This window comes from Nonomuraea sp. NPDC049750 (assembly GCF_040659625.1).
GTDB lineage: Bacteria > Actinomycetota > Actinomycetes > Streptosporangiales > Streptosporangiaceae > Nonomuraea.
The window spans coordinates 226880-249503 of the sequence record NZ_JBFANB010000003.1 but is presented as its reverse complement, the minus strand read 5'-3'; the positions used below and the strand labels follow the sequence as shown (position 1 = coordinate 249503).

At 70.7% G+C, this 22624-nt stretch carries 15 protein-coding genes; 6 read left to right on the top strand and 9 right to left on the bottom strand.

Translation table 11 applies throughout. The features are described 5' to 3' along the window. Positions 1-5 precede the first annotated feature (5 nt). Entirely contained in the window at positions 6-1991 is a 1986-nt protein-coding gene (locus AB0J16_RS09680; protein ID WP_358536568.1) for a leucine-rich repeat domain-containing protein, read from the bottom strand. 618 nt (positions 1992-2609) lie between these two features. On the opposite strand from AB0J16_RS09680, the gene eccB reads away from it, so the two are divergent. Continuing rightward, positions 2610-4007 carry a type VII secretion protein EccB gene (eccB, locus tag AB0J16_RS09675; RefSeq protein WP_358536565.1) on the top strand — a complete coding sequence of 466 codons (1398 nt, stop codon included), beginning with the start codon at positions 2610-2612 and terminating at the stop codon, positions 4005-4007. On the opposite strand, the gene AB0J16_RS09670 is transcribed toward eccB, so the two are convergent. From AB0J16_RS09670 to AB0J16_RS09645, 6 genes are all read right to left on the bottom strand, one after another. Beyond that, positions 4001-5110 (bottom strand): transglycosylase SLT domain-containing protein, encoded by a 1110-nt coding sequence (locus AB0J16_RS09670; protein ID WP_358536563.1) that lies wholly within the window; start codon positions 5108-5110, stop codon positions 4001-4003. The two genes, eccB and AB0J16_RS09670, sit on opposite strands and share 7 nt — an antisense overlap. Beyond that, positions 5107-5397 carry a hypothetical protein gene (locus AB0J16_RS09665; RefSeq protein WP_358536560.1) on the bottom strand — a complete coding sequence of 97 codons (291 nt, stop codon included), beginning with the start codon at positions 5395-5397 and terminating at the stop codon, positions 5107-5109. The genes AB0J16_RS09670 and AB0J16_RS09665 overlap by 4 nt, the downstream gene beginning before the upstream one ends. Before the next feature lie 77 nt (positions 5398-5474). Next, complete coding sequence (locus AB0J16_RS09660) at positions 5475-6473, bottom strand: winged helix-turn-helix domain-containing protein (protein WP_358536558.1); 999 nt, start codon at positions 6471-6473, stop codon at positions 5475-5477. A gap of 280 nt (positions 6474-6753) precedes the next feature. Next, entirely contained in the window at positions 6754-8214 is a 1461-nt protein-coding gene (locus AB0J16_RS09655; protein WP_358536556.1) for a lanthionine synthetase LanC family protein, read from the bottom strand. Between the two features lie 63 nt (positions 8215-8277). Beyond that, the gene (locus AB0J16_RS09650; protein ID WP_358536554.1) at positions 8278-8757 is read right to left on the bottom strand and encodes a DUF1707 domain-containing protein; all 480 of its coding nucleotides are present in this window, start codon (positions 8755-8757) and stop codon (positions 8278-8280) included. Beyond that, positions 8754-9470, bottom strand: coding sequence for a phosphotransferase (locus AB0J16_RS09645; protein WP_358536552.1), 717 nt, complete (start codon positions 9468-9470; stop codon positions 8754-8756). Before AB0J16_RS09645 ends, AB0J16_RS09650 begins: the two co-directional genes overlap by 4 nt. Positions 9471-9765: 295 nt before the next feature. Between AB0J16_RS09645 and AB0J16_RS09640 the strand changes: the two genes are divergently transcribed. The 5 genes from AB0J16_RS09640 (at position 9766) to AB0J16_RS09620 (ending at position 21194) form a co-directional block, all read left to right on the top strand. Then, positions 9766-10602 (top strand): ABC transporter ATP-binding protein, encoded by an 837-nt coding sequence (locus AB0J16_RS09640; RefSeq protein WP_358536550.1) that lies wholly within the window; start codon positions 9766-9768, stop codon positions 10600-10602. Continuing rightward, positions 10592-11413 carry an ABC transporter permease gene (locus AB0J16_RS09635; protein WP_357942111.1) on the top strand — a complete coding sequence of 274 codons (822 nt, stop codon included), beginning with the start codon at positions 10592-10594 and terminating at the stop codon, positions 11411-11413. Before AB0J16_RS09640 ends, AB0J16_RS09635 begins: the two co-directional genes overlap by 11 nt. Positions 11414-11497: 84 nt before the next feature. Beyond that, the gene (locus AB0J16_RS09630) at positions 11498-16210 is read left to right on the top strand and encodes an SDR family NAD(P)-dependent oxidoreductase (RefSeq protein WP_358536548.1); all 4713 of its coding nucleotides are present in this window, start codon (positions 11498-11500) and stop codon (positions 16208-16210) included. Continuing rightward, positions 16207-20037, top strand: a complete 3831-nt coding sequence (locus AB0J16_RS09625) for an SDR family NAD(P)-dependent oxidoreductase (RefSeq protein ID WP_358536545.1) — start codon at positions 16207-16209, stop codon at positions 20035-20037. The genes AB0J16_RS09630 and AB0J16_RS09625 overlap by 4 nt, the downstream gene beginning before the upstream one ends. Next, a complete protein-coding gene (locus tag AB0J16_RS09620) occupies positions 20034-21194 on the top strand; it encodes an acyl-CoA dehydrogenase family protein (protein WP_358536542.1) in 1161 nt (386 codons plus the stop codon). Before AB0J16_RS09625 ends, AB0J16_RS09620 begins: the two co-directional genes overlap by 4 nt. Here the strand turns inward: AB0J16_RS09620 and AB0J16_RS09615 are convergent. Further along, positions 21189-21836 carry a 4'-phosphopantetheinyl transferase superfamily protein gene (locus tag AB0J16_RS09615; protein WP_358536540.1) on the bottom strand — a complete coding sequence of 216 codons (648 nt, stop codon included), beginning with the start codon at positions 21834-21836 and terminating at the stop codon, positions 21189-21191. The genes AB0J16_RS09620 and AB0J16_RS09615 overlap by 6 nt on opposite strands. Continuing rightward, entirely contained in the window at positions 21833-22618 is a 786-nt protein-coding gene (locus AB0J16_RS09610; RefSeq protein ID WP_358536537.1) for an alpha/beta fold hydrolase, read from the bottom strand. The genes AB0J16_RS09615 and AB0J16_RS09610 overlap by 4 nt, the downstream gene beginning before the upstream one ends. Positions 22619-22624 lie beyond the last annotated feature (6 nt).

Genomic DNA, 22624 nt, shown 5'->3' with positions numbered 1-22624 from the left:
CTGTACTAGTCCTGATCCTCGTCGTCGTCCCAGTCCTCATCGTCGGTCAGCCAGTCGGGCCGTGTGATGAGCGGGTTGCCGTCCACACGAAGCTCTGTGACGGTGAGATGATCCAGCCACTCGGGCAGGACAGTGATCTCGTTGTCGCTCAGGTCAAGTCCGTCGAGGGCCGTGAGGCCGCTCAGCCGTTCAGGTAGCTCGGTGAGATCGTTATCGCTCAGGTCGAGCTCGATGAGGGCGGTGAGGTTGCCCAGCGTGTCAGGCACCATGGCGAGCCGATTGCTGCCCAGCCTGAGGCCGGCGAGCTTGGTGAGGTTGCCGATGCTGTCGGGCACCGTGGTGAGCTCGTTGGCCGCCACGTTGAGCGTCATGAGATTGGTGAGGTTGCCGATGGCGTCGGGCAATACGGCGAGCTCGTTGGCCGCTACGTTGAGCGCGACAAGGTTGGTGAGGTTGCCCAATGTGTCAGGTAGTGCGGTGAGGTTGTTGTGCGGCAACTTAAGGCTGGTGAGGTTGAGGAGGTCGCCGAACGAGCCAGGCACCGTGGCAAGCTGATTGCCGTCCAGCTTGAGCGTGGTGAGGCCGGCGAGTCCGCCGAACGTATCCGGCAGGATGGTGAGCTTGTTGTGCGACAGCTCAAGCTCGGTGAGGTTGAGGAGGTCGCCGAACGAATCGGGCACCGTGCCGAGCTGATTGCCATACAAGTTGAGTGTGCTGAGGTTGGTGAGCCGGCCGAATGTATCCGGCAAGACAGTGAGTTTGTTGTGCGACAGCTCAAGCTCGGTGAGGCTGGTGAGGTCGCCGAACGAGCCAGGCACCGTGGCAAGCCGATTGCCGTCCAGCTTGAGCGTGGTGAGGCTGGTGAGCCCGCCGAACGTATTCGGCAGGATCGTCAGTTTGTTGTGCGACAGCTCAACTTGGGTGAGGTTGGCGAGCCGCCCGAATGTATCCGGCAAGGCAGTGAGTTTGTTGTGCGACAGCTCAAGCTCGGTGAGGTTGATGAGCCCGCCGAACGAATCAGGCAACATCTCCAGCTGATTGTTGTTCAGCCCTAGCTCGGTAAGGTTGGTCAGATTGCCCAGCCATTCGGGCAGGGCACTTAGCCGATTTCCGAAAAGATTGAGCTTGGTGAGATCGGTGAGCCGGGAAAACCCGCCCGGCAAGACGGAGAGGTTGTTGCGCTTAAGGTCGAGTTCGGTGAGGTTGCGCAACGTATCCGGCAGCTCGGTGAGCCGATTGCCGGAAAGGTTGAGCTTGGTGAGATTGGTAAGCCTGGACAAACCGACCGGCAAGGTAGTGAGCTCGTTGTCTTGCAGGTCGAGTTCGGTGAGGTTGCGCAACGTATCCGGTAGTGCGGTGGTCCGATTGCCGCCCAAGTACAGCTTGGTAAGATTGGCGAGGTTGCCGAACGTGCCGGGCAGGTCGGTGATCTGGTTATAGGCCAGGTACAAAGTCGTGAGGTTGGTGAGATTGCCCAACGCATCCGGCAGCTGAATCAACCGAGTGAGGCTTAAGTCGAGCTGGCTGAGGTTAGTCAGGTTGCCCAACGTGTCCGGCAACACCTTGATCGGATTGCCGCCCAGGTTGAGTGTGGTGAGATTGGTCAGCCTGCCGAATGTGTCCGGCACGGCGACAAGCCTGTTGCGCCACAGGTTGAGCTCGGCGAGGTTGGTGAGGTCGCCCAACGTGTCGGGCAGAACAGCGATGTTGTTGAAGGCCAGGTCGAGGACTGTGAGGTTGGGCAGGTCGTTCAGCCACTCGGGGACGCGGGTGATCCTGTTGTCGCGTAGCTTGAGCACAGTGAGATTGGTCAGACTACGCAGCCATTCGGGAAATTCGGTGAACCGATTACCTTTCAGGTTGAGCTTGGTAAGCCCGGTGAGGTCGCCCAGCGCCTCAGGCAAGGTATCAAGACCGAAGCCAGAAAGGTCCAATTCAGTAGCGCCGCTATCCAGCGCTGCGGCAATCCGCCCGTCAACCTCTGAAGGCACTCCAGCCCACCTCATTTCGATGTCTTGCCATCAAGTTCCATGCTTCCGATAAAGCGGCCATGGGCCGATGATCGACAGACAATACCGCGCGATCGTCCATCGAGCGCATAAGAACCGCCTCCGCCACAGGACCGCGGTCGGTGTTCAGCGGTCGGTGTTCAGCGGTCGGTGTTCCGCTGCGCCACCGCGGTTTCGCAAAGCCCCTGGGCTCGACGATTCACGGGCTTTCTGGCTTCGTCTGAAGTACCAGCAGAGTGTTTGGTTTGGTTTCGGGTGTGATGGCGCTCCGACGGTCATGTCAGGGGTGCCGGTTCCATGAGCCGATGCGGGTGTTGCTGCCAGGGGGCCTGCCAGAGTGGGTGCTCTGGCAGGGGCGGGCAGCGTCAGGATGCGCCGACGCACGATCGCCTGCACGATGTCGAACCGAGCGATGTCGAGTCGAACCAAGCGACGTCGAACCAAGCGACGTCGAGCAGGCGGCCCGCGCCGACGACCACAAACGCCTGGTGGCGGCCGAGGGTGCGCGGCGCGCATGTCCATTACAGAACTGTTGAAGTATCGCGCTCTGCCCGCTCTTATCTGGATAAATTGGGCCGGGCGAATTCCGGGGAGGTGGGCGTGCACAGCCAGCGCGACCTCTACCAGGCGTACCGGCTCACGGTCCAGCGCATCGGCCTGGCGCTGATGCGGGCCCAGCCGAACCAGCCCGAGTGGCCGCTGCGCCGCCAGAACATCGGCTTCCTGGCCGGCGCGATGGTCGCCGTGTTGCTGGGTGTCGGGTTCGCGGTCGTCGGGCTGCTCCGGCCGAGCGGCACCAAGGCGCTGCGGGACCCGGGGACACTGATCATCGAACGCGAGACCGGGGCCCGCTACGTCTACAGCCAGCCCCAGCGCAGGCTGATCCCGGTGGCCAACTACGCCTCGGCCCGGCTCGTGCTCGACTCGCCGCAGATCACCGAGCGGGTGGTCGCCAGGGAGGCGCTGAGCTCGTACGAGCGCGGCACACCGGTCGGCATCCCGGGAGCGCCCGACTCGCTGCCGGGCGCCGATCGGCTCGCCTCCGGTCCCTGGTCGGTCTGCGTTCAGGAGCGCGAGAGCGATACGGGGCGCAAGCCGTACGTGACGCTGATCGCCGGGCGGCAGGCGGGCGACCGGCCGCTCGCCGAGGACAGCGCGATGCTCGTGGACGTCGGCGGGCAGACCTGGGCGATCTGGCGTGGCGCGCGGATGCGTGTGCCCGCCGGGATCGCGCGCGGGCTGAGCGGCACCGACCCGGCGGCCGTGCCCGTGGCCTGGTTGAACGCGCTTCCGGAAGGGCCTGACCTGGCCGCGCCCGCGATCGAGGGGCGGGGGCGGCCGGTGACCGGGCCCGGTGGCGAGAAGGCCGCCGTGGGGCAGGTCTTCCGGGCCACGGCCGTCGCCGGGGGCGAGCCGCGCTGGTACGTGCAGCTGGCCGACGGCTTGGCGCCCGTCACGCGTACGCAGGCGACGCTCCTGCTGAGCGACCCGGCGGCCTACAGCGGCGGCACGACCGCCGAGGTCAAGATCGACGCGGCGACGGCCAACGCCGCCCCGCGCTCCCGCACCAAGCTCCCGGCCGACGGCCTGCCCGCGTCGATGCCGAAGATGACGGCCTACGACCCGGCGAGCCCGCTCTGCGCGGTCTACGCCGACGCCGACAAGGGCTCGGCCCGCGCCCGGCTCATGTCGGGCGGCACGCTGCCCGCGCCGCACGGCGACGCCACGGATCTCGTACGGCTGCCGCCGGGCCGGGCGATCGTCGCCGGCGTCCTGCCCGGTGACGGCCAGCTCGACGCGGTGCAGTCGTACTACCTGGTGACGGACGAGGGGCGGCGCTACGCCGTGCCGAACGCGGACGTGCTGGGCAAACTGGGGTACGACGCCAAGCGCGCCACCCCGGTGCCCGCCAACGTGCTGCAGCTCATCCCCGAGGGGCCGGTGCTCGACCCGGCACGCGCCGCCAAGCCCGTCTCCACTGCCTCAACGGCTCAGTAACCCCGGTAAGCGCTGCCGGTCTTCGTGCCGACGACGCCGGGCACGTTGGAGACCGAGCCATAGCGCTCGATGGCGTAGCGGACCCCGGCGATGATGTTGTCGACCGGGTTGTAGATGTTCTCGTGCCCCGGCAGCTTCCACCGGTTGAACGTGGGGTCGATCGTCTGCATGAGCCCCTTGGACGGCGTGCCCTTGGCGGCGTTGGAGTCCCAGTTGTTGATCGCGTTGGGGTTGCCGCCCGACTCGTGCCGGATGATGGTCCAGATGTCGTTGGCGTTCATCTTCTCGACCGGGTAGCCCTGCGCCTTGAGGACGTTGACGGCCTGCGTGATCCAGTCGGCCACCTGTCCCTGCGGGGCCGGTCCGCCGCCGGCCGGGGGCGGACCGCTCGGCCCATACCCACCAAAACCGGGCAGGCTCGGCGATTGGCCCTTCGTCCCGCTGGTCCCGTTCGTCCCGCTCGCCTCAGCGAGGGTCGTGCTGTTCTGTTGCCGCGACGGGGTCCAGTCCAGGGCCTTCCCCGGACCTGGGGCGAAGGGCTCCGTGTCCGGCTCCGGCCAGTTCTCGGTGGATCTGCCCAGGCCACCGAGCAGGCCCCGGATGCCGGCCGCGGCCGTGCCCAGAGCGGTGTTCGCGGTCGTCCGCTGCTCCGCCAGCTGCTTGCGGGCCTCGCCGGCCAGCCCCTGCACGCCCTGCAGGATCTGGTCCTGTGTGGCCTGCGGGTTCCTGGCCTGGAAGTCGCGTACGGCGGCGGCGTAGTTCTGGCAGATCCCGTTCGCCTGGGACTCGGCCGTCCGCAGGGCCTCGGCGGCACTGGCCAGGTGCGTGGCGCACTGCGACAGCACGCTCTGCAGCGTGTCGCCGACCTTTCCGGCCCGGTCCATGTACGTGACGAACGCGTCGGCGCTCGCCCCCTGCCAGGCGGCGTCCAGATCGCCGACGGCCGACCTGACCGCGGCGGTCTGGCCCCGGCCGGTGTCGGCCGCCGCCTGCCACACGCCGACGACGCGGCCCACGGCGCCGGGGTCGCCCACCAGCGTCGCGGCCAGCGTGGCCAGCTCGGCGCCGCCGGGGACGCCTCGCACGTCGTCGATGGCGCTCACCGGCGCACCGCGGCCCCGTCGGCACCCGTGAACGTCCGGTCCACGGCGTCCAGCGCCTGCTCCACCGCTTGGAGATGCCCGCCGAGCGTCCGCGCGGTGGTCCCGGCGGCCGCGGTCAGCTCGCTCACCGCCGCCGCCAGCGCTCCGGAGTTGTCGAGCCGGCCGAAGGCGGCCTGGTCGATCGCCGCGCCGGACACGGACGCGGCGACCTCGGCGTAGGCGCCGGAGGCGTTCTTCGCCGCCGTTCCGCACCCGTCGAGCGCTTCACGGTGATATTTCAGGACCACAGTAGATCTCCTCGGTCGGAACTCAGCCCTCTCGGCGTCGCAAGCGCAGCCGTCTCAGGGTCTCAAGCTCAGCCCTCTCAGCGGCGGAAGAGCGACAGCAGTTCCTCCGCCCGGTCGGTGCGGGCGATCCAGACCTCGCGTCCCCGCCGCTCCCTGCTGATCAGCCGCGCGGCGTGCAGCCGGTCGCAGTGATAGGTGATCCCGCTGGGCGCGATCTTGACGTTGGCGGCCAGCATGCTCATCGTCATGGGCTGGTCCAGCTGGCAGAGCAGCTCGGCGCGCACCGGGCCGACCAGGGCGGACAGCTCGTCCACGGCGGGCGCGACGGGCCGGCGCCACAGCGACTCGGCGCCGGGGACCGGGTAGGCGATCCACACCGCGTCGGGATGGTCCAGGCTGACGATCACGGCGTCCTTGCCCGCCAGCATCGGCACCAGGATGATCCGGCGGTTGCCCAGCTCGTACGTGCTGGCCTCGATGTCGGCGATCAGCAGGCCGCGCTCGCCGTACCGGATGCGGTCGTTCAGTGCGCCCAGCAGCAGCTCGGGCCCGCCGCGGACGGAGGTGATGCCGACGCGCTCGATCTCCCGGTCGAGCAGGGGCCGCGCCCGCTGCCACAGCGGCTCGGTGGTGTGCCAGACGTCGTTGAGCGCGGTGGCGTACCCGCGCAGCCAGCGGCCGGGCCGTTCGGCGGCGGCCCTCCAGTGCGTCGGCAGCGATCCGTCGCCGAACGCCTGCTCCAGGTCCTTGATCAAGGACTCGGGTGGAATGTCGCTCAGCGCGCTCACCTGGGCCGACACGGACATGTCGTCCATGGGGGTGATCGGCGCGACGCTGTCGGGCACGACGGAGTAGCCGGGAGCGGCGAGCGGAAGGACCGCCTCGCGTCCCAGCGGGCTCACCCTCGATTGGACCGCGCGCCGCCACAGCTCGGGCAGTCCGCGCCGGCGGCCGGCCAGCGCGTCGGCGATCATGGCGAGAGCGGTCAGGTTCGGAGAGATCGACACGGACAGCTGAGGAGCGGAGGTCACTCGTAGCTCGCTCCACACGTTCGTTCTGATTACCGGAGCCCCCACGGGTCGTACTGTAGGCAAAGCTGACGTATCTGGATGGATGCTTCAAATAAGCTGAAAAGATCCGTACATGCCGCATGAGGTGGGGGCCGGACCTGCACCTTCCGGCCCCCACCGGCTATGTGGTCACCCTCATGCTCAGGTGATGCGGACGCTCTTGGCCGTCAGTCGCATTGGATGCGCTCCGTTCAGGATGTTCCCGCCTGTGTTGTGGCAAAAGGAACGTAGGCCTCAACGCTCACATCTGACTTACAAGTCACTTACAGCACCATGCGTCGGCTTCCTATTCCGCGCCGGGACGGCTCAGACGGTGCGCGGGCACGGGGATCGAGGGGAACGGGTTGTCCGGCAGCAGGATCACCCGCCGGGCCTGGTCGCCCTGGAGGGCCGCGTCCAGGTGCAGGAGCGCGGCGCCGATGCCCGCCGCGCCGATCATGTAGCCCGTGTCCGCCGACACCTCACCGGGACGCAGCCGCCGATATGCCTGGTACCAGCGCAGCCCCCGCCCGTCGTGGTCGACCGCGCGGCCGATCAGGTGCTCGGCGAGCACACTCGCGAAGTCCAGGTACGACTTGCGCCCCGTCGCCGCCCACAACCCCACGAACAGCTCCAACAGCCCTGCCGTGCCGCAGCACTGGCAGGAGACGTTCCAGAAGCCCGGGGTACGGCGGTGGGGGACGCCGCTCTCGACGATGCCGTGCGCCAGCCGCTCGCACCAGGCCAGGTCGTCGGCCTCGCCCGTGACCCGGTACAGCTCGTAGAACAGCCGTGCCACCCCGGCCGAGCCCGAGCAGAAGCCCAGGTAGTGCAGCCCCCGGCCCTGCGGGACGTGGTGCGGCACGGCGGCGCACCTGCCGGCCACGACGCTGACCATCTGGACGAAGCCGGCGCCTCTGCGGGCCGCGTCGAGGAAGAGCGGGTCGCCGGTGACGCCGTACAGGCGGGCGAGCAGGAACGCCGTGCCCGCCGTGCCGGACAGGAAACCCGGGGTGACGGCGTCCACCGGCAGATCGGCCCGGCCACCGGCCGCGTCGCGGGCCTTTCCCGGCAGGTCGGAGCAGTCACCGGGCCAGGTCTGCCCGTCGGACAGGGTCCCATCGCCGGGCCAGGTCCGCCCGTCGGGCAGGCCGGTGGAGTGGCCGAACAGGTGGCCGGGCACGGCCAGGCGGGCGATGCGGGCGCCCGCCTCGACGGCCAGGTCCTGGTAGGCGGGCATGCCGAGCATCGAGGACGCGTGCAGCAGGCCGAGCACCACGCCGCCGTCGCCGCTCTGCGCGGGATCGCGCGACCAGCCGGGGCCGCCGTCGAGCGGGCGGGCGGAGCGGACGATCCGGTCGGCGGCGGCCACGGCGGCCGCCTCGAACTCCCCGTCCCCCAGCACCCAGCCGGCCTCGGCGAGTGCGACCACCGTGCCGGACAGACCGTGATAGAGCGACAGGCTGGTCTGGTTCGCCCAGGTCCCGGAGAGGTAGCGGGCGCCCGCGCGGGCCTCGTCGAGGTACGCCTCATGCCCTGTCGCCGCGGCCAGCTCCAGGAAGAACAGCACGATGCCCGCCGCCCCCGCGTAGAGCGAGGCCGGTTCGGCGGCGAGGGCCGACCTGCCCCGAGGGTCGGGGTTGGCCCGCCAGTGCCGGCCGCGCTCGTCGTCGACGGCCGCCGAGCGAATCCAGCGGCCGGCCATGATGGCGGCGGTCAGCGGCGTCTCAGCACGCTCGCTCGATGAGCGCGTCCGATCCAAGCTCATGCCGACCATTATCCCACACATTTGGTAGGAAATTAAGGGTTGGCGTCACCGCTTTCCGGGCAGTCAGCCGCCGTCGAGGGGCGAGGGCGTCGCGGTGGCTTCCACCGGGACGCGGCCACGGCGCATCATGGTGGTCGCGACCGACAGCCCGACCAGCGCGGCGCCCGGCGGCCCGATGATCCACATAGGCCAGAAGTACACCAGGGACGCGTCGGACACGCTGAGCATGACCCAGACCACGACATTGATCGACACCTTCACGGCCCAGATCGCCCAGAGGATCCTGAGCCATCTCGGCAGCGTCGCCAGCAGTCCGGCCGAGACCGCCGCCCCACGCGGCGCGGGCTGCGGTTTCGCCTTCGCGCGGGGCAGGTCGCCCAGGAGATCCGCCAGTTCGCCGTACGTCACCGCCTGGAAGGCCCGGCCCAGCCGGTCGTCGTACTCCTGCATGCTCAGGCGGCCCTCGGCCAGCGCGGAGCTGAGCCGTTCGGCGACCACCTCGCGATCGCCGTCCGACGCCCGGATCTTTCGCCGCTCGTTCATCGGTTCTCCTTGAGCGTGGAGTCTTTCGGCGTGAGCCGTGGGGAGGATGTCGCGGTCTCGCGGGCGAGCAGGCGGTCGATGGCGGCCCGCTCGGCGTCGTGGGTGTTGTCGTCGTCGCGGCGGCGCTCGGCCATCGCGGTCAGGTAGGGCAGCACGGCCGGGCGGTCGACGACGTCGGCGAACGCCTTCGCCATGAGGAGGCGCCCGGCCCGCCGGACCGGCCCGGACACGGGGGCGGCGGCGATGATCAGCCAGGTGCACGCCACATCGGCGGCCGGCGCGCCACGGCCGGCGTTCGCCCAGTCGATGACCCGGGGGCCGTCGCCGGTGACGAGCACGTTGCCGGGGTGCAGGTCCAGGTGGAGCAGGTTGTTGCCGGGCGCTCCCTCGGCGGCGGGCAGCCAGCCGGGCGCGCGTACGGTGGCCAGCCGCTGGAGCAACTCCATCAGGAGGCGCCCGTACGCGGGCGCCCGCCACGGCCGCCGGGTGGCATCGCGTGACACGCTGACGCCCACGACCCGCTCCATGAGGATGTCGGACCCGTCGGCGTCGAAGACCTCGGGCGCCGGAAAGCCCTGCCTGCGGGCGTGCCGCATGACCGACGCCTCGCGTTCGAGGCTGCGGCCGTCGCGGGCCCGCCGGATCACCTTGCCGGTCCCGGCCTCGTACACGTCGCAGTCCTGCCCTGCCGCGAGCAACGTTCCCACACGCATGGTGGTCAGATTATGCGGTAAAGGTGAGTCATTCTAGTTGTGCGATAGCGGGTGCGCTGGCAGCAAATTACCGTCATTTGATGACAGCGGGCCTGTAGTGCGGACTTACCAGTTATGGCGGCAAAATCCCGCAGAGGGTCAGTGGCCTACTCTTTCCTGCCACTTCCTGCCATCGGCCACTTGGGCCGGCTCCCGCTATCGTAGCCAGCAACACCCAGTTAATCGTATTCAACCGATTAATTTCCGACAAAGGGTAGACGTCGCATTCGGTGTGAATACTGGAGGAGGTGACACATTGCTGGAGGCAATCGATCTTGTCAAGTGTTATGGCCCGGTCAGAGCCCTCGACGAGTTCAGCCTGAGCGTGGCCGCGGGCGAGATCGTCGGGCTCGTGGGGCACAACGGCGCGGGCAAGACGACCTTCGTGGAGATCGTGTCGTACCTGACCCGACCGGACGGCGGCCACGTCACCATCGACGGTAAGCCACCGTCCGCCGTCAAAGGCCAGGTCGGAGTCGCACCGCAGCACATCGCGCTCTACCCGTCCGTCAGCGTCAGGGAGCACCTGGAGCTGTTCGGCAAGCTGGCCGGGCTGCGTGGCCAGGCGCTCACCACCGCCATCGACGACATCGTGGCCGCCCTGCGGCTGAGCGACTTCATCGACCGGCACGCGGCGGTCCTGTCCGGCGGCCAGCAGCGCAGGACCCAGGCGGCCACCGCGCTCATCCACCGGCCGGCGCTGCTGCTGCTCGACGAGCCGACGGCCGGCGCCGACCTGGAGACCAGGCAGGCGATGCTCGACGTGGTCAAGCAGCGCGCGGGCGAGGGCGCCGCCGTCGTCTACACCACCCACTACCTGCCCGAGCTCACCGAGCTCCAGGCCACGATCGCGGTCGTCAGGGACGGCCGGGTCATCGCCAGGGGCACCCACGAGGAGCTGGTCGACGGCCTGCCCGGCGAGGTGCAGCTCACCTTCGACAACGAAGAGGAGATCACGGTCTCGACGGCCCACCCGGCCAACACCCTGATCGACCTGCTCAGCCGTGCCGACCGCCCGATCAGCACCGTCGACGTGCGCAACCCCTCCCTCGACGACCTCTACAGATCCCTGGCGGTCAGCAATGCTCCTTGACACCCCCCACACCCAGCAGCGGATCGAACCCCCGCCGCCCGCGGGCCTGGTCGAGAACCTGCGCGGCGCCGCGTACCGCATCGGCGCGCTGGCCAAGCACAACACGCTCATCCGGCTGCGCGACCCAGGGCAGATGATCAGCTACGTCGCCATGCCGATGGTGCTCATGCTGGTGCTCAAGCCGCTGTACGTCCGGGCCGTCGAAGGCGGCGCCACGCAGGTGGCGACCGGGCTGATGGTGATGTTCTCGGTGTTCGCGATCTCCATCGCGGGCAACGCGATCCTCGTCGAGCGCACCTGGCGTACCTGGGACCGGCTGCGGGCCAGCCGCGCCCCGGCGACCGAGCTGCTGCTCGGCAAGACCATCCCGATCTTCGTGGTGATGGTCGTGCAGCAGTCGATCCTGCTGGTGTACGGCTGCCTCGTCATCGGGCTGCCGATCCCGAGGGCCCCGCAGTACGTGGTCTTCGCGATCGCGATCTGGGCCTTCGCGCTGCTGTCGATCGGCGCGGCACTCGCCACGATCGTCCGCAGTCACGGGGAGCTCAGCGTGATCTCCGATGTCGGCGCGCTGACGCTCAGCTCGCTGGGCGGCGCCCTCGTGCCGCTGAGCATCATGCCCGAGTGGGCCCAGGTCGCCGCGCACATCTCGCCCGGCTACTGGGCCCTGACGATGATGCAGGCCGCGGTCCGCGGAGACGCGGCCGGCACCCTGGCACCGGCCGGGGTGCTGCTGGCGATCGGCCTCGTCGCCGGCACGTTCGCCGTCCGCAGGCTCACGCGCGGATGGGGGCGCGGGCACCTGCTCTGAAGTGCCGACCCGCGGTCAGGGGGCCGCGGGTCGCTCGCCTTTCTATCAGTAATTCAGTGACATGTACGGAATTGAGGCATGTTGATGGATCAGCAGCATTCACCCGGCGACTCGAAACACTCGGCGGACGAGTCGAATATCGCGATCATCGGCATGGCCGGCCGATTCCCCGGGGCGGACAACGTCGAGACGTTCTGGCGCAACATCAGCACCGGCGTGGAATCGTTCACCCGATTCTCCGACGAGGAGCTGATCGACGCGGGGGTCAGTCCGGCGACCTTCCAGCAGCCGAACTATGTGAGAAGCCGGCCGATTCTCGAGAACATCCGGGGATTCGACGCCGGATTCTTTGGTTACAACCCGCGTGAGGCGACCTTGGCCGATCCGCAGCAGCGGATCTTCCTTGAGGTGGCTTGGGAGGTCCTCGAAGCCGCCGGTTACGGCTCGCCCGACGCGCGGGGCAGCGTGGGCGTGTTCGCGGGCACCAACATCAGCGGCTACCTGCTGACCCGGCTGAGGGCGTTCGAGATGGGCATCGACCCGTCCGCCCTGATGATCGGCAACGACAAGGACGCGCTCACCACGAACGTCTCCTTCCGCCTGAACCTCTCGGGCCCGAGTGTGGCCGTGCAGACGTTCTGCTCGACCTCCCTGGTCGCCGTGCACCTGGCGAGCGACGCGCTGCGCCGGGGCGACTGCGAGATCGCGCTGGCCGGCGGCGTGTCCGTACGCATCCCCGACCGGGTCGGGTACCTGTGGGAGGAGGGCGGCCAGGAGTCGCCCGACGGCCACGTGCGCACGTTCGACGCCGAGGGCAAGGGCAGCATGTTCGGCGACGGGGCCGCCGTGGTCGCGCTCAAGCGCCTCGACCGCGCGATCGCCGACCGCGACACCGTGCTCGCCGTCATCCGTGCCTCCGCGATCAACAACGACGGCGCGCTCAAGTTCAGCTACCTCGCGCCCAGCATCGACGGGCAGCGCAGGTGCGTCAGCAGGGCGATCGAGCGGGCCGGGGTCGACCCGTCGGAGATCTCGTACGTCGAGGCGCACGGCACCGCGACCGAGGTGGGCGACCCGATGGAGGTCGCCGCCCTGACCAGCGCTTTTGGCCCCACCAAGGACAAGCAATACTGCCTGCTCGGCTCCATCAAGCCGAACGTCGGCCACCTCGACCGGGCCTCGGGCGTCACCGGGCTCATCAAGGTCGTCCAATCCCTGCGCAACGAGCTCATCCCGGGCACCCTGCACTACACCTCCCCGAACCGGGAGATCGACTTCGACAGCAGCCCGTTCCGCGTCACCTCCGAGGTCACGCCGTGGCCGCGTGACGACGACCGGCCCCGGATCGCGGGCATCAGCTCGCTCGGCATGGGCGGCACGAACGCGCACGCCATCGTCACCGAGGCCCCGCGGCCCGAGGGACGCCCCGAGCGGGCCCGCCGCTGGCAGGTGCTGCCGCTGTCGGCCCGCTCCGAGTCGGCCGCCGAGAACGCCTGCGTCCGGCTCGCCGACCGGCTGGACATCGACTCCGACCTCGAACTGGGCGACGTCGCCTACACGCTGCAGGTCGGCCGCAAGGTCTTCAACCACCGCAGGGTCGTCGTGGCCGACTCGACCGGCCGCGCCGCCACTCTGCTGGCCGACCCGGCCGGGCGGCTGGGCCGTAACGACGCGACCGTGGGCCGCCGGGTCGGCTTCCTGATCGCCGGGGTCGGCGAGCAGTACCCCGGCATGGTGGCCGACCTCTACGCCGACGAGCCCGCCTTCCGCGACGACGTCGACGAGTGCCTGACCGTCCTCGGGCTCACCGAGGCCGCGCAGCTGTCCGACGTCTTCGTGGCCGCCGAGCGCCAGGACACGGGCGGCGACCTGGCCCGGCTCCTGGGCCGGACCGGCGACGCGGCGACCCCCTCCACGGTCGAGGCGCACCTGATCCAGCCCGCCGTCTTCGTGGCGGAGTACGCGCTGGCCCGCCAGCTCATCCGCTGGGGCATCGCCCCCGAGATCATGGTCGGCTACAGCCTCGGCGAGTACGTGGCCGCCTGCCTGTCCGGCGTCCTCTCGCTCCCCGACGCGCTGCGGCTGGTCGCCTACCGGGCCAAGCTGATCACCTCGCAGCCCGAGGGCGCCATGCTCGCGGTGGCCGCCGACGAGCGGCGGCTGCGCGCGGTACTCGGCGACCTGCTGACCCGCGACCTGGACGTGGCGGTGCGCACCGGCTCGCAGCTGGTCCTCGCCGGACCCGTCGCGGCGGTCGAGGCGGCCGGCGCGCTGCTGCTGGAGGCGAAGATCGGCTGCCGCCGCCTGGACACCACGCACGCCTTCCACTCCCGGATGCTGGAGCCGGTGGCCGCCGAGCTGACCGCCTGGATCAGCGACAACGTCACCCTGCACCCCCCGGTCATCCCGTACGTCAGCAACGTCACCGGCCGCCTGGCCACCGCGGACGTCGTCACCGACCCCGGCTACTGGTCCCGGCACATGTGCGAGACCGTGGAGTTCGGCGCCGGGCTCGCGCACGTGCTCGGCACCGGCGACCTCGCCCTGGTGGAGATCGGCCCCGGCCAGTCGCTCGGCGCGCTCACCCGCGGCCACCCGGAGTGCGACCGCGCCCAGTGGCCGCTGATCGTCACCACGCTGCCCGCCGCGAACGACCGCCTCGACACCCACGCCGCCACCGCCACGGCCGTCGGCAAGCTCTGGCTGGCCGGCGTCTCCGTCGACTGGGCGGCGCTGCACACCGGCTGGACGCCCGGCCGGATCCCGCTGCCGACCTACCCCTTCGAGCACCAGGACTACTGGCTGGAGATCGACCAGACCGCGGCGAGCACCGGCGCGCCCGCGATCGACGACAGCGACCCCACCAGCATCCTGAACGCCCTGCCCCGGCTGCCCGACGAGCGCTGGATCAACGTGCCGACCTGGCGGCAGACCGCGCCGCGCCCGGCACGCGAGGAGGAGGCGGCCCGCTGGCTGGTCTACACCGACGCGGGCCGGGCCGACACGCTGGCCGCCGCGCTGCGCGCGCACCTGGAGGCGGCGGGGCACCAGGTGGTGTTGGTCCGTCCCGGTGAGCGGTTCGCCGCCGGGCCCGACGGCCTGGTGGTCCGGCCCGGCTCGCCGGAGGACGCCGTCAGCGCGCTGCGGGCCCTGGCCGAGCGGGACTTCGAGCCCGAGCGCGTGGTGCACCTGTGGACCGCCGAGGAGAACCCCGACTCGACCGACGAGTGCCTGCGGCGCGGCCTGCACACCCTGGTCGCGCTCGCGCGGGCCGCGGGCGACATGGGCATCACGCGGTGGTCGCTGGACATCGTCACCATCGGCGGCCAGCGGGTACTCCCCGGCGACCGGGTCATCCCGGAACGCGGCACCCTGCTCGGCCCGACGCGCCTGATCCCGGTCGAGTACCCGCGAGTCCGCACCCGCCTGATCGACATCGACACGGCGTCGTCACCGCGCGACCTCCTGACCGAGCTGCGCGCCGAACCCGCCGACCAGGTCGTGGGGCTGCGCAGTGGCCGGCGCTGGGTCCCGGAGTACGAGGTGCTCGACGCGTCGTGCATCGACCAGGACTCCCCCAAGGCCCAGGTACGCCGGGGCGGCACATACCTCGTGACCGGCGGCCTCGGCGGCATCGGCCTGGCCATGGCCGAACGACTCGCCGAGCACTACCAGGCCCGCCTCGTCCTGATGGGCCGCACCCCCGTGCCGCCCAAGGACCAGTGGGGCCCCATCCTGGCTTCGGAGCGCACCGCCGACGAGGTACGCCGGCGGATCGAGGGGCTGCGGCGGCTGGAGGCCGCGGGCATCCAGGTCATCACGGTCGCCGGTGACGTCTCCCAGCCCGATGACGTACGGCGGGCGGTCGGCGCGGCGATCGAGACGTTCGGCGAGCTCAACGGCGTGCTGCACTGCGCCGGGGTGCCGGCCGTCGGCCTGATGCAGTTCAAGACGGCCGCCGACATCCAGCGCACGCTGGCGCCGAAGGTGGCGGGCACGCTGGCCATCGGCGAGGCGCTTCGCGATGTGCCGGTGGATTTCGTGGCGTTGTTCTCCTCCACCACGTCGGCGACCGGCGGCGGCGCGGGCCAGGTCGACTACTGCGCGGCCAACGCCTTCCTCGACGCGTACGCGCTGAGCGACCCGCTGCCCGGCGTGACCGTGACGGCGATCGACTGGTGCGAGTGGACCTGGAACGGTTGGACCGACGGCCTGGAGAACTACGACGAGGGCTCCAAGCACTACTTCACCTGGTACCGGGAGAACTTCGGCATCACCTTCGACCAGGGCTACGAGACGCTGCTGCGGGTGCTGGCCAGCGGCGAGGCCCACGTGATCACCTCGACGCAGGACTTCGCCCCGCTGGTCGCGATGAGCCGCCGCTCGTCGATCGAGAGCCATCAGGCCACGGTGAAGAAGATCCGCGACGCCTTCGGCCGCCACCCACGGCCCGAGCTGTCGACCGCCTACGTCGAGCCGCAGTCACCAGCTGAGGAGGCCATCACCGCGGTCTGGGCCGAGGCGCTCGGCCTGGAGCAGGTCGGCATCCACGACAACTTCTTCGAGCTCGGCGGCAACTCGCTGCTCGGCATGGAGATCATCGCCGAGGTCCGCAAGGCCCTCGAACTGTCCTACCTGCCCCCGCACATCCTCTACCAGTCGCCCACGGTGGCCTCGCTCGCCGAAGCCGCGACCTCGGGGGGCGAGCAGGACCAGCAGACCCTCGGGGCCCTTGACCAGCGGCGGTCCCGCATCGAACAGCGACGCAACATGCTCCGTGGGAAGGCGGCATCATGACGGACACTGAGACGGACTACGACTCGGCGGTCGCCCTGATCGGGATGTCCGGTCGCTTTCCGGGCGCGAGCAGCGTCGGCGAGCTGTGGCGCAATGTCCTGGCCGGGATCAAGGGGCTGCGCGAGATCACCGACGAGGAGCTGGCCGAGTCCGGCGTCGAGCCGGGCAAGGTGGCCGACCCGCGCTACGTCCGCGTCGGCGGCCCGATCGACGGCCTCGACCAGTTCGACGCCACGGTCTTCGGGATCAACCCGCGCGAGGCCGAGACGATGGACCCCCAGCACAAGCTCTTCCTCGAATGCTCGTGGGAGGCGCTGGAGAGCGCGGGCTACTGCCCGACCGACACGCCGGGACAGGTCGCCGTCTTCGCCGGCTGCGGCTTCCCCGACTACATCGTCCAGAACATCCAGCACCTCGCCGGTCAGCCGGGCGGCGCGCTGCTCATGGCCACCGGCAACGAGCGCGACTCGCTGGCCTCGACCGTCTCCTACAAGCTCGGGCTGCGCGGCCCGGCCGTCACCGTGCAGACCTTCTGCTCCACCTCGCTGGTGTCGGTGCACCTGGCCTGCCAGAGCCTGCTGACGTACGAGTGCGACATCGCGCTGGCGGGCGGCGCGTTCACCCCGCTCCCCCAGCCCGCCGGTTACCTGTACGAGCAGGGCGGCATCATGTCGCCCGACGGCCGGGTGCGCAGCTTCGACGCCGAGGCGGGCGGCACGGTCATGGGCAGCGGCGTCGGCACGGTCGCGCTCAAGCGCATGTCCGACGCGCTCAAGGACGGCGACGTCATTCACGCGGTCATCCTCGGCTCGGCGGCCAACAACGACGGCCGGACCCGCGCCGGCTACACCGCGCCCGGCGTCGACGGGCAGGCCGAGGTCATCGAGTCGGCGCTGGGCGTGGCCGGGGTCAAGCCCGACACCGTCGGCTACGTCGAGTGCCACGCGACCGGCACCATGCTGGGCGACTCGATCGAGCTGGCCGCGATGAACCGGGTGTTCGCCCAGCCCCGCGAGACGCCGTGCGTGCTGGGCTCGCTCAAGCCCAGCATCGGTCACCTCGACCGCGCCTCCGGTGTCACCGGGCTGATGCGCGCCGCTCTCACCCTCAAGCACGAGCTGCTGCCGGGCACCCCGCACTACGAGACGCCCAACCCGGCGCTGGCGACGGCGCGGGACCGGTTCACGGTGCTCACCGAGCACCGGGCCTGGCCCGCCGGTCCGCATCCGCGGCGGGCCGGGGTCAGCTCGTTCGGGCTCGGCGGCACCAACGCGCACGTGGTGCTGGAGCAGGCGCCGGTACGGCCGGCGCGGCCGGCCCGGCCGGGACCGCACCTGCTGACGTTCTCGGCCGCCGACGGCCAGGCGCTGTCCGACCTCACCGGTCTGCTGCGGGAGCACCTCTCCGGTGACCTGGCCGACGATCTGGCGGATGTGGCGTACACGCTCCAAGTGTCGCGCGGCGGCTTCGCGACGCGGCGGGCGATCGTGGTCCGGGACCGGGAGGACGCGGTCGCGGCGCTGGGCGATCCGGCGCGCTGGATCGACGCCAAGACGCAGCGCCGCAACCCCAAGGTCCGGCTGGTCACGCCGGGCGGCGACGTACCGGCCGAGTGGTGGGCGGACCTGCGGGCGGCGGCCGACCGGCTGACCCGCCCCGGCACCGCTGGCGTTGCCGGTACCATCGGCGCCTCCCCCGAGGACGCGGTCGCGGCGCTCGCCGAGGCGCTCACCGCGCTCGGTGTGCGCCTGCTCCACGACGCGACCTCCGACACATCCGGAGTCGAGGAGATCGTGGTGACCCCCGCCGGCGACGAGAGCGCCGCCGAGTGGCTGCTGGCCACTCTGGGCAGGCTGTGGCAGGCCGGTAGCGCCATCGACTGGGCGGTCCTGCACCAGGGCGCGGGCCTGCGGGTCGAGCTGCCCACCTACCCCTGGCAGAAGCGCCGGTTCTGGGTCAAGGCCAATCCGAGCATGATGGCCGCGCCCCCGAGCACCGGCAAGACGTTCGACCGCTCGAAGTGGACGCACCTGCCGACGTGGCGGCAGCGGCCCCTGACCCTCAACGGCCTGGACGAGCAGCTCAGGCTGGCCGGTCCCTGGCTGGTCTTCACCGACGACGACCGGGGCGAGGCCCTGGTCGAGCGGCTGACCGAGGCGGGCGCCGAGGTGACCGCGGTGCGCCGGGGCGACCGGTTCGACGAGGATGACGCCGGACATTTCACGATCCGCCCCGACAAGGCGGACGACATGGCCGAGGTGCTCTACTCGCTCGTGGTCAATCCGCGCTCGATCATTCACGCCTTCAGCCTGTCCGCCGCCGAGGCGGGGCCGGACCCGGTCGCCCACTTCGACGCCGAGCAGAGCCGCGGCTTCTACTCCGCGCTCGCGCTGGCCCGCGAGCTCGTCGACAACACCGGCTCCGCGCCGCGCGCCGAGCTGGTCCTGCTGACGTCGGGAGCGGTGGGCGTGGTCGGCTCGGACCTGCGCCACCCCGAGCACGCGACGCTCGCCGCGCTGGCGCCGAGCCTGCAGCAGGAGAACCCGCGCCTGCGCTGCCGCCACATCGACGTCGGCTCCGACATCGATCCTGAGCAGCTGGCCACACAGATCCTGGCCGCCTCCGTCGCCCCGCACGAGGGGCCGGTCGCGGTGCGCTCGGGCGAGACGTGGCTGCGGCAGTACGAGCAGTACCCCATCGACGAGCCCGGCCCGGAGGAGCGGCCGTTCCGCGACGGCGACACCGTGCTGATCACCGGCGGTCTCGGCGACGTCGGCCTCGTGCTCTCCCGCCACCTGGCCGCCCGGTACGGCTGCCGCCTGGTGCTCACCGCCCGCGCCCCGCTGCCGCCCCGCGCGGAGTGGGACGCCTTCCTGGCCTCCGTGCCGCAGGGCGGGGAGCGTACGGCACGGCACATCCGCAACATCCGCGACCTGGAGGAGCGCGGCGCGACCGTGCTCGCCCTGTCGGCCGACGTGGCCGACGAGGCCGGGATGCGGGCGGTCGTCGAGGCGGCGGTCGAGCGCTTCGGCGGCATCGACGTGGCCGTGCACGGCGCGGGCGTCCAGGACGGCGGCTACTTCAACTTCGCCCACCTCATGGACCGCGACCAGTGCGACGCGCACCTGGCCGCCAAGGTCAAGGGCTTCCACGTGCTGGAGGCCGTACTGGGAGAGCAGGCCCGCGACCGGCGCGTCACGCTGTCGTCGATCGCGGCGGTGCTCGGCGGGATGACGCTGGCGCCGTACGCGTCGGCGAACGCGGCGCTGGACGCCTACATCCGGGTGGCCCGGCTGGGCGGCGGCCGGTGGGTCACCGTCGACTGGGACACCTGGAACATCGACCCCGACCGGCTCGAAGGCCACAGCGGCGCGGTGATCGACTACGCGATGACGCCCGCGGAGGGCGTGGACGTGTTCGAGCGGGCGCTGTCGGCCGCCGACCGCGTCGGGCACCTGGTCATCTCGACCGGCTCGCTGGAGGCGCGCATCGCGCAGTGGGTCACCGGTGACATCCACGACGCCGGCGACGACGATCTCGACGACGACCGCGAGCGCCACCCGCGCCCGGACCTGAGCACCCCGTACGTCGAGCCGAACGAGGGCACCGAGGCCACGCTGTCCGGCATCTGGTCGAGGGTGCTGGGCATCGACCCGATCGGCGCCACGGACAACTTCTTCGAGCTCGGCGGCCACTCGCTGCTCGCGATCGAGCTGACCACCCGGATCCGCAAGGCCCTGAACGCCTCGGTGCCGGTCACCGGGCTGCTGGAGTGCCCGACGGTCCGCCAGCTCGCCGCTCTGCTCGATTCAAGGGAGGACGCGTGAAGCAGCCCGAGTATCTGCGCAAGATCCAAAGCTTCGCCCGGCGCGAGCTGCTCGACAAGGACGCCTACCTGGACTCGCTGGCCGAGGCACCGATGCCGCTCTACAAGCGCTTCGCCGACACCGGCCTGGCGAACTGGTGGCTGCCCAAGGAGTCGGGCGGGCTCGGGCTCGGCCTGGAGGAGAGCGTCCGCATCGTCTCCGAGCTGGCCTACGCCGACGCGGGCGTGGCGTTCACGCTGTTCATCCCGGTGCTCACGACGAGCATGGTCCAGTGGTACGGCTCCGCCGAGCTCCGGGAGCGCCACCTGGGCCGTATGGCGGCGGAGAACGGGTTCTGCGCGACGCTCGGCAGCGAACACGCGGCGGGCAGCGAGCTGGCCCGGATCTCCACCACGGCGACCCGCGACGGCGACGAGATCGTGCTCAACGGCCAGAAGGCGTTCTCCACCAACACCGACTTCGCGCAGTTCATCGTGGTGATCGCGCGGGCCCAGGACGACCCGGCGGGCTACCTCGCGGTCCTGGTGCCGCGCGACACACCCGGCATCCGGGTGGACAAGCGGTGGGACGTCATCGGGCTGCGCTCGTCGGCGACCTACCAGGTCTCGCTCACCGACTGCCGGGTGCCCGCGGCCAACGTACTGCGCGGCAACGGCCTGCGGCTGCTGGAGGTCGGGCTGAACGCCAGCCGCATCCTCATCGCCACGACCGCGCTCGGCATCGCCCGCCGGGTGCGCGACGTGTGCATGGAGTACGGCAAGTCCAAGTCGGTGAAGGGCTCGCCGCTGGCCAACAACGCGGTGTTCGCCGGCCGGCTGGGCCAGTTCGAGATGCAGATCGACGTGATGGCGAACCAGTGCCTGGCGGCGGCTCGCGCGTACGACGCGGTCGCGGCCCGGCCGGACGCCGGCGAGGAGTTCCTGCGTGTCGGGACGCTCAAGTCGGCGCTCACCGCGAAGATGTTCTGCGGGCAGACCGGGTGGCAGATCGCGTCCACGGCCTCGGAGATGTTCGGCGGGCTCGGTTACACGCACGACTCGGTCATCGGGAAACTGCTGCGGGACGTGCGCTATGTGTCGATCGTCGAGGGCGGTGACGACGTACTGCGCGACCTGGTGTTCAGCCGGTACGTGGTGCCTGTCTCTAAGCGGTCATGAGGCGGCCCCGGCGGTGACGACCGCCGCGGCGTAACCCGGCGCGACGTCCAGCCAGCGGACAGGCAGGGCGGCGCCGGGCGGCGAGAGCACGGCCCCATGGGTCGTGCTCTCTTCGCGTACCAGGACATTGCGGAGCCCGGCCAGGCCCACCCCGACGGCTTTGACGTACGCCTCCTTGGCCGTCCAGAGGCGGAAATATCCGGTACGGAGGCCGGAAGGGCCCGCCTCGCGCAGCCGGTCGACCTCCTCCGGCTGGTACATGCTGCCCGCCATCGCCAGGCAGTCGAGGTCCTCGCGGATCCACTCGACATCCACGCCGACCCTGGAGCCCGGCGGCGCCACCGCCACCAGGGCCCACTCCTCGGAGTGGGACAGGTTGAAATCGGGCGCTCCCCGGCCGTGGGACCGAGTTACGTACGGGCGACCACTCTCCTCCGTGCCGAAGGCCAGACGCGCGGCGCGCACGCCGCAGACCTCGCCGAGGATGGCGCGGAGCGCGGCGTGCGCGACCATGAACCGGTGCCGCTCCCGGGCCGAGCCGAGCCGTCGGGCCCGCTCGCGCTCGGCGTCGGAGAGCGACCGCCACCCGCCCGGCGCCAACGGCCGGTCGAGGTGGATCTTCCACACCCTGGGCTGCGTCATACCCACGCGCGCAGCGCCTCCGAGACGTGCTTGTAGGTCAGCTTCGCCTGCTCGAAGACGGCGAAGTGCCCGCCGACGTAGGTGTGCAGGTCGAACCGCCCGGTCGTCTGCTCCCGCCACGCGGCCACCAGCTCCCGGCCGGCCCGCGGGTCGTCGGTGCTCGGCAGCGCGGTGATCGGGACGTTCAGCGGGGGCTCGGGGTAGTACGCGTAGGTCTCCTTGACGCTGAAGTCGGCCTGCATGGCGGGCAGGATCATCTCCAGCACGGACGGGTCGTTCAGCAGCCAGTCAGGGGTCCCGCCGAGCTTGCGCAGCAGCTCCACCAGCTCGGCGCTGCTCATGCCGCGCACCGGCGGCCCGTCGTCGAACGACCGGTGCGGGGCGACGCAGCCGGAGACGAACAGGTGCACCGGCTCAGGGCCGCCCCGGCGGCGGATCTCCCTCAGCAGTTCGAAGGAGACCAGCGCGCCCAGGCTGTGTCCATAGACGGCGTACCGGCGACCTCCGCTCACCTCGGCCAGGATGACGTCGGCCAGGTCGGACACCAACGGGGCCATCCGTTCGTACGGAGGTTCGCGCAGCCGGTTCTCCCGGCCGGCCGGCTGGACCGGCAGCACCGCCACACCCGGCAACCGGTGCTGCCACGCCCGATAGGCGGAGGCTCCGCCCCCGGCGTGCGGCAGGCAGAACAGCGCGAGCGCGTCGTCCGCCGCGCCGGTCTGGGCCTTGAACGGCAGCCACCGCTGGATCGCGTCTTCGCTGGTCACATCATTGACGGTCATCGTGCC